This is a genomic window from Streptomyces sp. WY228, assembly GCF_019287315.1.
GTDB classification, from domain to species: domain Bacteria; phylum Actinomycetota; class Actinomycetes; order Streptomycetales; family Streptomycetaceae; genus Streptomyces; species Streptomyces caviscabies.
The window spans coordinates 38,173-49,920 of the sequence record NZ_CP079114.1; the positions used below are offsets into that span (position 1 = coordinate 38,173).

Sequence of the window (11,748 nt, forward strand, 5' to 3'; positions counted from 1 at the left end):
ATAGGATCTCGCTCAATGCGCGGTCAGATGGGAGCTCCAGGCGGCGCGTAGTGATTCAAGTAATCCTGCAGCTGCGGCTCGAGCAGTGGCGGTTCACGGTCGTTGACCGCATGCCAGAGGCGGTTCTCGATCCAGAACCGATGGGCAAACTCCTCGAATGACGGCGCACACCAAAGGATCGCGGCCCTCTGCTCCTCCGCATCCTCAAGATCGGCCTGCGTCTCCTCCCCATCGCGCCGCGCCTCGTACTCGAACTCGTAGTCGAGGTCGGAGTACACCACGAATGCCTCGCTCATCGGGCGGAGGTAGAGGTACCAGATGACGCAGTCCTGCTGGTCCCGGAAGAACCGCACCAGGAAGGCATCGGGCTCGACGGGACTGGGCAGCGGGTCTGAGAGATTTGTCCAGCACCCAGTTACCGAAACATCGTCCAGCGAGCCGTACAGATTCTCGGTGGTCTGAAACGTCACGAAATCCTGCGGCAAGGTGAGGCCCCTGGCGGCCAGATCCCTTGCCAGCCCATTGAGCTTCATGACCTGCCGCGGGATGAGGTCGCCAGCGTCCCCGAGCCATCGGAAGGCACCCGTGAACTGGCTGGAGTCCAGCGGCGGCAGACTCTCAAGGGAGTAGTGCTCATAGGTGTATTGGCAGGCACGGTACTTGCCGAGGTCGGTGGCGCACCAAGCGGCGTCGAAGTCGACCGAAGACAGGGCAGACCTTGATTGTTCACCCATCGGAACCCCTGAATGATCATTGGGAGCGGAGTTGTCGGCGTCAGCATCACATTGGCCACCGACAACTCCTGCCGAGGAGCGCGCGTGGACGAGTTCTCAGGCTCGGTCAAGAGGGCGAACGTTGTCTGATGCGGCACTAGGAACCGGACGAGGCTGAGGCAGGGGCGGTGGGACTGTAGAAGACCGAACGTCCCTGCTTGGAACGCTCCAGCAGCCCCTGCGCAACGCCCTGCTCCAGAGAGTTCCGCACCACCGTCACCTGGACCGTGCGCTCAGGGTGCGCCTCAGTGAGCGAGGCCGCCACTTCAGCCGCGGACCGCGGCTCGCCCTGTCCTCCCAGGTAAGCGGTGGTCAGCTCCAGCCACGTCGGCTCCCCCGCCTTCTTGGGCGACACAGCCTTCTTGGACGCCTTGCGCCCGGCCGCGGCAGCCGCCTTCTTACCGTTGGAGCCCCGCGCCGCGGGAACCGCGGCCCCCTTGCCGCCGTTGCGCTGCTTCGCTGTCTGCTTGGGCGTGCCGCCGAGCACTTCCTGCATCTTCGTCAGGACCTGCTCGCTGTCCTCCAGACGGACCAGTTCATCCTGCAACCGCGCCAGCTCGCTGCGCACGCGCTCCTGCTCGCTGCGGTTCGCCGCCAGGTCATCAGCGACCCGCTGCGCATAGTCTGCCGTGACACTCTGAACGGGAAGGTTTCCAGACATGTAAGTCCTCGGCTCTCAACGTGGGGGGCGTGTAGCGACGATCGTACCCACACGAATCAAGCCAACCCGCCAGTGCGTTAGACGGACGGCGGCAACTACCTGAACGGGGCTGCTCCGTCGCCGATCGTGCAGTGGCGTACGCGCCCAGCACTTGAGCTCACGCCCTTCGGGAATGGCCGGGATCGGTCTCCCTAAGGGCTGTCCCGTAACGGCTGTCCACGCCTGAGATGATCTTGCGGTGTCTGGTGTGATCACGGCGTCGGAGTCGTCTTGGATAGCCCCGTTCACCGGGCTGAGCCCGCAGGTGTTTGCCAAGCTGATGCGTCAGTTGCGGCGCGAGGGCGGCGAGGTGTGCCGCCGAGGCCGGCCATGGAGCCTGCCGCTGGAGGACCGGGTGCTGCTGGTCACGGCGTACTGGCGCACCAATCTGACCCTGCGTCAACTTGCTCCGCTGTTCGGGATCTCGAAGTCAGCTGCCGATCGCATCATCGGCCGCACCGGTCCGTTGTTGGCGCTGCAATCCAGGAAGCGGTTCCGCAGGGACACCGTTCTCATCGTCGACGGCACGTTGGTGCCCACCCGCGACCACAAGATCGCGGAGCAGTCGAAGAACTATCGCTACTCCACGAACCACCAGGTGGTCATCGACGCCAGCACCCGCCTGATCGTCGTCGTCGGCCAGCCCTTGCCCGGCATCCGCAACGACTGCCGGGCCTGGACCGAGTCCGGCGCCAAAGCCGCCGTTGGCACCACGACTACCATCGCCGATGGCGGCTACCGGGGAACAGGGCTGGTCATCCCACATCGCCGCCACGCGAAGAACGAGGAACTGCCCGCCTGGAAGCAGGCGCACAACAAGTCCCACAAGCAGGTCCGGGCCCGCGTCGAGCACGTATTCGCCCGCATGAAAACGTGGAAGATCCTTCGCGACTGCCGACTGAAAGGCGACGGCGTCCACCACGCGGTGCTCGGCATCGCCCACCTGCACAACCTCGCACTCACCGGGTGACGGCGACGGTGTTCATCTCACGGATCCATCTCGCCATTAGTCCAGCGGGGTGTGACGGGGCCATGCCCTGCCCGTGCGGTCGACTGCGGCGGCCCGCAGCAGCCCCAGCAGATGGCAACCCGGGTATGTGCCGAACACGGGGAACTTCCACCGGTAGTAGCAGGACCAGTAGCTCACCACCCGGCGCTCGGTCCGCGAGAAGAACCCCGGATTGCGTGCAATGAAGTCCCCGTATGCCAGCCGCTGGGCGGACCCCGTAGAGAGCAGGTCGGCAAGGCCGTGTTGGATGGACTCCACGATCTCCACGACGTACTCGCCGGCCAACTGCACCACGAACGGCACCGCCCACGGTTCGCCAGAACTGGCGATGTGTTCCAGGTGCCGCTGGCGGACCAGCCCGTCGCTGTGCCGTGAGTACAGGCAGTGGAGGACCGCCTGCTGCACCCCCGTCAAGGCGCGCACCACGTCGTCGGGCAGCTCATCCTGATAGATCCGATACGGAATGGCGACGGCTTCATCGCCCACGTACACCGAGAACGGCGACACGGGTGCGATCCGGGCCTCCGGCATGACCGCCAACACCGCCCGAACGTCACTGGCCAGCTGGTGTGGGAACGCCGCAACCAGGTCATCGTCGGTCATCGCTATGGATCCAGGCTGCTGCATGGCGGAAGCATAGGCGGGTCCGCTCATCCTCGCCCCAGCCTCCGCCGACAGCAGGTTGTCCGCCTTGCCACCGAGCATTGCGGGACAACCCTTAGCTTGATCTTTAACCTGTGCGGCGTGGGCGAGGAGAAGTGGACTTCTTCGCTTTCGATTTCGTGATGCCCGTTTTGCGGACTGTGTGGACGTCGTGGCGTGGGGTCGGCTGGGTGTTCTTGCGTCCGGGTGGTCGTCCGGGACCGGGGCGGGAGGATTTCGGTGCTCCGGCGGGACAGGCGGCCTTCGGGCGGAGGTGCCGGAAGTCGCGGCGGACTCGGGCAGGGGTGAGTCTGTCGGTCGGGGCCGGTTTCTCCCAAGGCCGGCGAAGGTCAGCGGCGAGCGGGCGAGCGGGCGGGCGAGCCGGAGCTGGGTGAAGGCCGCGAGGATCAGCCAGGTCCAGCGGTCGGCGGCCTCCGGGGTTCGGATCCTCGGACAGGTCCAGCCCAGGGTCTGCTTGAACAGGCGGAAGGTGTGCTCGATGTCGAAGCGCCGCAGGAAGGCTTGCCAGAGCAGGTCGACCTGGGCTGCGGTGGCGTCGGTGCCCGACCACCACAGCCATACCGGCTTGGGGGTGGCGCCGCTGGGCAGGCGCTCGGCCTTCAGGAGGATCACGGTGCCCTCGATCACCGGCAGCGCACCCAGCTGGGCGGTCCAGGCGGAGCGATGGGTCAGCCTCGGGTGGAGCCGGTCCCAGGCCCGGGCGGCTGCGACGCCGTAGAGGCGGGTCTCGGTCACGGTCGCCGCGTCAGGGGTGTTCCAGGTGGCGGGGTCGCCGAACGCGAACTCGCCACCGTGGCGGGATGGGCGGCCCCGGGTGCCGGGCTCACGGGGTGGTGCAGCGCGACGCAGGACGCGGTCCGAGCGCATCCGGCCCAGCACCTGCACCGGCAGATCCCTGAGCAGGAAGGCCAGACGGGGCACGTCGTAACCGGCGTCCACCACGATCAGGATGTCCGGGTCGCCGCCTCGCCACTGCCCGGCGCTGACGAGCCGCTCGACCAGTTCACGCATCTGCCCAGCGGTGACCGTGGCGGCGTCGTCACCCGGGGCGAGACGCAGTGCGTCCAACGGAGCGGTCCACGAGCTGCGGCCCGTCTCCAGTGCGCAGATCACCGAGTACGGCCAGCCGGGAACGGGAATGTGCTGGTCCTTGCCGCGTCCGTAGGTGTAGCACAGGATCCGTTGTGGTGAGGTGTGCGCGTCGGGCCGCAGCCAGCAGGTGATGTCGGCGGCCAGCACCAGCCGCCCGTCCGCCGCCCGCGGCAAAGGCATCGCGGCCAGGGCCCGACGCAGCCGGGCCACCTCCACCCTGCCGGCGGCCAGGGCGTTGTAGAGCCCGCCGTGCCCACGACGGTGTTCGCCCACCAGCGACAGCTCCACCAGCGACCTGACCGGGCCGTCCGCACACAGCACGGCATCCGCCAGCTCGAACAGAGCGTCCGCACGTCTGGTCAGGCAGGAGTAGAACTCGCCCCGGAAGCGTGACAGTTCCTCGAACGGATCCTGCCGGACAGCTTGATGCAGCAGACTCATCCCCACGGCCTTCGTGCTGAGCGTGTGTGTTCCTTGGTCGGAGCACATGCTCAGCCGAAGGCCGTCTGCACGTACGGCAGTTACCAGACCGGATGATCAAGTACGAGAGGCCGTTCGACGTCCGAGGTTAAAGATCAAGTTAGCTCGGAGCGGCGGGCCTGGAAGGTGGCGGGTGCGTCTTGCCCCCGCCGATGCCGCCTGGGTAGGCGGCCGACGCCATGCGGATCCTGGGCTGAAGCGCCGGGTCTGACAGCGAATCACCTCCGACTCATGCGGACGGGCGAGTAACTCGTGTGACAGGTCGGTTGACGGGGTTCCCTTATTCTTCTGCGGCCCAGGCGCGTTTTCGTGTCGGCAACCGCTCCTGAGATGTGATGTGAGACAGGAAATGATTCATTCGTTCATCGCGCACACGAGTCCTGGCCGGAGCAGGGTGTTCGCCCTGGTAAGGGGTCCTGGGGACGAACTGGAGGCCGTGACCACGCTGGGAGCCGGTGATCTCCACTTGACGGCGGAAATGGTCAGTGCACTGAACTGCTTTCTGTACGACCGGGACGACAGTGCCCTTGGAGAGGTGCTTGACCGGGTGCCCAAGGCGGTGCGCATGGCCGTGCAGCAGTACCTTAAGGACAAGTGCGCTCCGGTTATGGGGGCCTTCACCGAGTGCGGTCCGGTCGAGGTCGTTCGCGAGGCTGTGTTCTTCGGACAGATCGACGAGGAACTCGAGGAGTACCTCGAGGGGGCTTACATGATCGGGCTCGGTATCCGCATGTCGAATGAGCGGCAGCGCGACGGAGGCGTCGGGTGGGTCATCCGCCTGCTCAACGACGAGGTGTCTGTACCGGCCAGCGCCGAGCTGCGCACCTGGGCCATTCCTGAGGGGGCGAATCTCGAGCGGACCTGGACGAGCAAGCAGAAGGACAGCAGTGCGGGTCCTGTTCGCGGCGCGCTCCAGGTGGCGGCGGACGCAACGGATCAAGACAGGTGGGTGAGGATTCATACGCTGCTGCACAGCCGCTACGACGTCGACTTCGAAGGCAGCGGAACCTCAGAGTCCGTCGTCGACGTCTTCGATGCCCCCATCCCGCTGAAGCGGCGGGGCGAGTAGACACGGAGGAGGCTTGGGCCCGGGCAGTTGCGTCCCTGGTCCAACCCAACTGTCCGGAACGGACACAGGAAAGCCCGAGTGGATCGCCGGCGAACAGGTGGAGGTGGAGGTTGACGACCGTGAACCGCTCGGACTGGCGGATCTGAACCGTATCGAGCCCGGGTCGAAGGCGCCGCAGGACACCGTGGCGTGTGGGAAGCCTTGGTGGCGCCCTCGACGCAGTCCGCATCGTCGCAGGACCTGGCAGACGAGCTGCGCCGGCTGGTTCCGGAAGCAAAAGTCTCGGGTTCCGTCAGGCCTCAGAGCTGCGCACCCGCAGGCTGCCTCAGCGGACTTTTGTGTCTGGTCCTGGCGGGTTGTGGGACGCGTTTCCGTTGAGGTGGGCCGTGCCGGAGGCGAGGGCCCGCATGTCGTCGGCCAAGACGGGCTCGTCGTAGCGAGTCATGATCTGTGCCAGGCTCTCGACGAGGTTCGCACGCTGATGCTTGTCGAGCCGTTCGACGAAGGTCTGCAGGAGGCGGGCAGCCTGGACCCAGGCGTTATCGGGCGCGTGATCGGTGATCTGCTGCGCTAGCCGGTTGATGGCCTCGACAGTGTCTTTACCCGTTGCCTCGGGGTGATTCGCGAGCCAGTAAGCCAGCGTCAGGGTCGGGGTGGCAGCCAGCGTCTGGTGGAGTTCTTCCGCCTCCTGCTGGCGCCGTCGGCGTGACTGCTCGTTCAGCGCCTCCTCGTGCAACCGTCGCTCCAGGATGGTGGCCGCGGCAAGGTTCTCGGCGGTAACGGTCAGTTCGACGCGCGCCCACAGCAGACGGACCGGGATGTCGTCGAGGTCGGTTTCGGCGCCCAGACGGCTGTTGATATGGGCCTGCGCGGCCTGGTGTTCGCCCAGTGGGTAGCGGGTGGCGGTGAAGCGGGCGGTCTCAAGGGCGTGGTGGGTGGCGGCCGCGCACGGATCGTGGTGGAGGCGGGCGGCAGGTGTTTCCTGCCACTGGCCGCTTAGTTCGGCGTGGAAGCGGTGTCCCGGGGTGTTGCTGGCCAGCAGATGGCTGCCGGTGAGCTGGCCGGCGCGCGGTGCCGGCCAGCCGGTTCGGCTACGGATGCCGCGCATGGCCGTCCGCAGGCGGGGGTGCGGCGGGGTCTTGGGCCATGAGGAGGTTCAGGATCCGGTCACGCTGTTGTGTGGCGTCAGTGTCTTGCGGGGCCGGTGGGGCGGGGGCCCAGCTGTACAGGAGGTTCTGCACGGCGATCCGGCGGTTGGCGCTGTAGTACGGGTCGGTGGTGCGGTGGACGGCCCCGCACACGATCTGTTCGATGCTCTCTCGTAGTTCGGGGTGGCTGAGGACGCTTTCCATCCAGTAGGCGAAGGAGTCGGCGACTGGCGTGGACCAGCCGCTGGTGGGCAGCGCGTTGCGCCACATGTCGGTGAGCCATGCGGTGTCGGTCAAGGGGTCGGTCAGCAGGGCCGGGCCGTTGGAGGTGCGGCGCTGGGCGAGGTGGGCGAAGGTGCCCTGTGCGGCCGCCCGGTGGGAGCCGTCCGGGTCGCTGGTCCAGGTGGTGAGTTGATGGTGGATTCCTGCGCGCTGCTGGCTGTCGTCCCACAGGGTGTTGAGGGCCTCGCTGACGGCCTGGGTAACCCGGAGGGAATCCTTGCCGTCGCTGTCCTGGTGCGCGAAGCTGGCGAGCTCAGCGATGCGGCTGAGCATGCTCACGGGGTGGGCCTCGGCGATGCGGCAACATGCACGGATCAGTACGGCCGTGAAGTCGGCGGAGAGCGAGGTGGTCTCGGGGCTGGTCCACCGGCGGTAGGCGTTGCGGGCGAGGTCGCCGCTGCGGTCGTCGACGGCGGCCAGGACCAGGAGGTCGCAGGCGGCCTTGGCGTGGGTGGTGGACCACTGGTCGGCCAGGGATTTGAGCAGATGGGTTCTGCGGTGGCGGGCCGTGTAGTGCACGGCCCAGTGGATGACGCGCTGGGCCAGTCGCTGGGCGAGGTCTCGGTCGAGCCCGGTGACCTGTTCGGCGGTCCAGCGGGTGAATTCTTCCAGCAGGTGGGGGCGGTCGTCGAGGAAGTAGTCGACGACCGCCTCGGCGTAGTTGTGGTACTGGAAGCGGATTGTGCCGTCCCGCTGGAGTTCGGCGTTGGCCTCCTTTGTCAGCGCGACGACGCCGAGTCCTTGCTGCCCGGGTCGGGGCTGGGGGGCCTCCTTGAGGGCCTTGGCCAGGTTGGTGGAGGCCTCGTAGATCTTCTCCGATCTCGCGCCCTCGAGTACTGCGGCGGCGAGCAGGTAGTTGCGGTAGTCGCTGTCCTGGTGGTTGGTGTGCCAGTCGAGGAGTTCACCGCGCCAGTCTTCGGCGGCTTTGACGACCTTTTGAACCAGTCCGTTGAAGTAGGTGTCGTCGTTGACCTGGTCGGAGGTGAGGCGGCCCTCGTCCCGTTCGACTTCCTCGGTGTTGACGATGGCGTCGGCCCAGCCAGCAATCCGGGCCGGCACGAGTGAAGCGATCCCCCGCCGGATTGCAGGGGCCTCGCTCCACCTGCTGCTGTCGATAGTGAGGGGGGCGTGCTGCAGATAGCTGCGCAGGATGCGGTCGCGGGGCGGGCCGGCCAGGGCGTGGGCGAGGTCAGTTGCGGCCGTGGCGCAGCTCTCCCATGCGTTCGTGCCGACCAGGACCACGAGAAGGGAACCCTGGGTGAGCTCTGCAGCGTCCGCAGCCAGGTCGGCTCCGAAGCCTGCCGGAGGCGTCTCGGCCCGCAGGTCCAGGATCCAGCCGGTGTCAGGCTCGTGGAGACCGCCCACTTCGAATGGATCACCTGATTCCCGGCGGACCTGCCGGATCTGGCGGACGGTGCCGTTGTCGTCCAGTCGGCGGTGCAGCACGTCCAGCGCGGTGCTGAAGCGGCCGCTGCCGTCCGCCCCGGTCAGCACCACCACCCGCTTCTCGGTGAGGATCTTGTTGATCGTGAGGTCGTCGTCCGGGTTGCGGACATAGGCCCGCAGGTGTGTGGTGATGTCCTTGGGGGTGAGGGTGGTGCCGCGCAGGCGTCGGATGCCCTGCTCGATGAGTGTCCCGATGACCACGCCGTTGTTCGTGCCGACGCGCTGGCTGACCCGCCAGGCCCAGTAGTCCTTGGTGGTCTGCTCGTGGTGTTCGCTGTCGTTTGCGCCGGCAGCGTCGTCGGCAGGGGTGGCAGGAGCGGGTTGTGGCGGGGGCGGGCCGTTGCGGGAAGCGGCAGGTGAGGGCTGGGCATCGTCCGGAGGCTGCGGATCGCGGTCGGGCGCCGGCAGGTCGTCTAGGGGCTGCGGGGACGGGATGATGGAGGTCACATATTGTCCTTCTCGAGGCGACCGGAGGGTGGCGGCAGATCACCTGGAAGGCGGCGGACCCACGTAGCGGGCCCTGATACCCGTCAGCTCGCCGCCCGTCTCCACCGTCTCGACCTCGTGGACCGTCTCGACCGGGCCAACGACGGTGTCGGCATCGATGCCCGTGGCCCTGCCGTGCAGCGTCTTGATCTTCTGTTGTGCCGACGGTCCGGACGGCTCGCGGTCCTCCTCCCCCACGAACGTCAGGCGCTGGTCGTAAATGTCCTCGAGCGTGCCGCGCACCCGGCCGAGCATGCGCAGCAGCCGGACATCAGCGGCATCGATTCGTGTGGGATCGTGCTGGTATCCCTCCAGCACATCGCGCAGGGTCTCCAGGTTGTCCTGGCGTTCCGCGAGTGCCTGCTGGTTCGCGATGAGCGGCAGGCTCAGTTCCCCGCTCAGGACCCCGGGAGCAGACAGGTCAGCTTCCGGCTCGCCGCGGCGGTCCAGCAGGTTCTCCAGGCGTTGGTAGAGAAATGTGAAGGTGGCCGGCAGCCCGGCGCCGAGCACCGCGGATAGGGCACTGAGATCAGCCATGAACTCCCCCTGATTTTTGTGCGTATCGAAGCAACGCGAGAAGATTCTGGCTCACTCGCCGGTGCAGTCATCAAGCGTTCGGGAAGATGGCTGAAAGGAACTTTTCCTCTCTCGTCACACGCGTTTCTCCAGTCTCTTCTGCCGCAGATTACGGTCTGGGCGGGCTGTCCATACTTCCCCCGTCAGCCCCCGGTTCGGTATTCGGACTCGAGGGCTTGTGCCCCCCTGCTCAGGGGGCGTTCCGTTCACGGGGCGGCTGGTGACCGTGCTGGCGATAGACCAGCTCATCAGGGTGTCTGGCCACGCGTTCCTGCCGCCACGCGGCGTCGAACGACAGGTGTCCCGCACTGTGCGTCACAGCCCAGGCCGCTCGGCAACTGGTGATGGGGGACAGCAGAATGCGGATAAGGGTCAGGCGCATACCTCTCAGCCTGGGCGCCTATTTCTCCGGCAATGACATTTTCGAAGGACGCCCCGAAGAGCCGCCCGGCCGCCGTCGATAATGAGACATTCGCGAGATGGCGTGCAACATTCTTCACCGGGGCCGCCACCGTCTGAATTTTGAGTCGTCTGGTCCAGTCGGTGCTTAAAAGAGGCTTGCCGAGACGGCAAGCCAGCGGATTCGGCGACGCGGTGCAAGGCTGCAATCCAGCCAGTGCGGGCTGTCAGACGTCTGCCCCACCACAGCCATCCCGGCCCCGCCCTCTGAGACGGGGCGCTCCCCACAGAGTGTGGCGCGCGCTCATGGTGGCTGGGGCTGTCCGACGAGCCACGTGGCTGGCGAGCATTCGAATCGTTCCTGTTGGAATAGGGAGGGGTCACCTCTCTGACTCGCAGTGAGCCCGGCTGGAGCCGCATCTTCCGGAGGCCTGGGGCCATGTGGGAGGTGGAAGTGAACTGCCCGCCTCTGACTTGCTCCCCGAGCAGACGCCGTTGTCCTCGATGGGGTGCTCGATGCTCGGCCGTGCCATGGTGCCAGAGCCTGAGTGCGCCGCCGTCCTCCGCCGATGACTCACGGGGATGCGGGCTGGGAAGTGTAGAACCAGCATCACGACAGCGGTGGGATGTCATGCGAGTGGGGGCGCCCGTGCGGGAACTGCAATATCTGGCAACGGCCAAGCTGGATGACTTCTACGAGCCGCCTCGCAGGGGGCTCGGTGACCGGTCCCTGGAAGCGGAAGCCAGCGCTATGGGTATCAGTGCCCGCATCGCACTCGGCCCGAGCAACGCGGAGCAGCCCACGGCCACCGAGCGGGATGCCGAACGGCTGGAGAAGGCTCTGGCACACCTTCGGGAGACGTGCTCGGCTCACACCCAAGAGCCGTCCACATGCCAGGAGCTGGGAGGGCGTGCCTGGCTGGAGTTCTGCGGGCCCTTCCTCTATGGCGCAGCGGCACGGGATCTAGGGCTCCGCTACCACGACGTTTTCACCTGGAAGTCATTGGAAGAGGGCCGTTGCAGGCACCGTGACGACGAATTCTGCGGCCACATTCAGTTGCTACTCTGCGGCTCGATGCAGCACGTGCGGGACCACCGTGACCATCCACCCAGCAGGATGGGGTCCGGCTCGGACTGGCTTCACGATCTGGCAGTGGACTTGGTCGCCCGGGAAGCCCGGGGTGATACGTCGCTGCCGAGTCTGCTGGGCTCCACTCGCCTGAATGATCAGGAGTTCGCGGCTCGCTCCGCGTTCGCGATGCATGCCGATCACCGGACGGCCGGCTATCTGCGGGGGCACGCACGAGTGCTGTGCAACTTCCCGCCGGAGCCTCTGCGGCATCGGCTGATCGTCGCGACCCCCTTGTACGTCGAGACCGGGCTGCAGCGTCCGCCGTCGGAGGTGGCCTCGGCCGCGCCACCCACGACGGGATGGCTCGCACGCTGGCGCCGTCGGCGCTCGTGACTCCTGGCGGTGCACGACCGGCCGTCCCCGGGGCAGCCGAACCGCTGGAGTGCCAGGCATCGTTGCGGCTGATCGCATGCCGTGGTCGATTCCAGCCAGAACATGAAAGGGCAACGACCGTGCTGCCATCGTGGCCCCACTGTGGCCTTCTCCGCGGCGT

At 66.8% G+C, this 11,748-nt stretch carries 9 protein-coding genes and 1 pseudogene; 3 read left to right on the top strand and 7 right to left on the bottom strand.

Translation table 11 applies throughout. The features are described from left to right. Positions 1-23: 23 nt before the first annotated feature. A complete protein-coding gene (locus KV381_RS00145; RefSeq protein WP_218784178.1) occupies positions 24-734 on the bottom strand; it encodes a hypothetical protein in 711 nt (236 codons plus the stop codon). A 136-nt stretch (positions 735-870) separates the two neighbouring features. Continuing rightward, on the bottom strand, positions 871-1,434 hold the full coding sequence (locus KV381_RS00150; RefSeq protein ID WP_218784179.1) for a hypothetical protein: 564 nt from the start codon (positions 1,432-1,434) through the stop codon (positions 871-873). Positions 1,435-1,672: 238 nt separating this feature from the next. Between KV381_RS00150 and KV381_RS00155 the strand changes: the two genes are divergently transcribed. After that, positions 1,673-2,443, top strand: a complete 771-nt coding sequence (locus KV381_RS00155; protein ID WP_218784180.1) for a transposase — start codon at positions 1,673-1,675, stop codon at positions 2,441-2,443. 36 nt (positions 2,444-2,479) lie between these two features. Here KV381_RS00155 and KV381_RS00160 read toward each other — a convergent pair whose 3' ends face one another. Together KV381_RS00160 and KV381_RS00165 are read right to left on the bottom strand one after the other, a co-directional pair. Further along, positions 2,480-3,109 carry a hypothetical protein gene (locus tag KV381_RS00160; protein ID WP_218784181.1) on the bottom strand — a complete coding sequence of 210 codons (630 nt, stop codon included), beginning with the start codon at positions 3,107-3,109 and terminating at the stop codon, positions 2,480-2,482. 103 nt (positions 3,110-3,212) lie between these two features. Further along, positions 3,213-4,678, bottom strand: a pseudogene (locus KV381_RS00165) (NF041680 family putative transposase). A 475-nt stretch (positions 4,679-5,153) separates the two neighbouring features. Here KV381_RS00165 and KV381_RS00170 point away from each other — a divergent pair. Then, complete coding sequence (locus tag KV381_RS00170; protein ID WP_218784182.1) at positions 5,154-5,786, top strand: hypothetical protein; 633 nt, start codon at positions 5,154-5,156, stop codon at positions 5,784-5,786. Between the two features lie 325 nt (positions 5,787-6,111). Here KV381_RS00170 and KV381_RS00175 read toward each other — a convergent pair whose 3' ends face one another. Genes KV381_RS00175 through KV381_RS00185 form a run of 3 tightly spaced genes read right to left on the bottom strand, consistent with a single transcriptional unit; the run spans position 6,112 to position 9,685 of the window. Beyond that, the gene (locus KV381_RS00175) at positions 6,112-6,894 is read right to left on the bottom strand and encodes a hypothetical protein (protein WP_218784183.1); all 783 of its coding nucleotides are present in this window, start codon (positions 6,892-6,894) and stop codon (positions 6,112-6,114) included. Then, complete coding sequence (locus KV381_RS00180; RefSeq protein WP_218784184.1) at positions 6,878-9,109, bottom strand: hypothetical protein; 2,232 nt, start codon at positions 9,107-9,109, stop codon at positions 6,878-6,880. Before KV381_RS00180 ends, KV381_RS00175 begins: the two co-directional genes overlap by 17 nt. Positions 9,110-9,148: 39 nt before the next feature. Next, entirely contained in the window at positions 9,149-9,685 is a 537-nt protein-coding gene (locus tag KV381_RS00185) for a hypothetical protein (RefSeq protein WP_218784185.1), read from the bottom strand. Between the two features lie 1,087 nt (positions 9,686-10,772). Here KV381_RS00185 and KV381_RS00190 point away from each other — a divergent pair. Next, positions 10,773-11,588 carry an SAVMC3_10250 family protein gene (locus KV381_RS00190; RefSeq protein ID WP_256994994.1) on the top strand — a complete coding sequence of 272 codons (816 nt, stop codon included), beginning with the start codon at positions 10,773-10,775 and terminating at the stop codon, positions 11,586-11,588. The last annotated feature ends 160 nt before the right edge of the window (positions 11,589-11,748 follow it).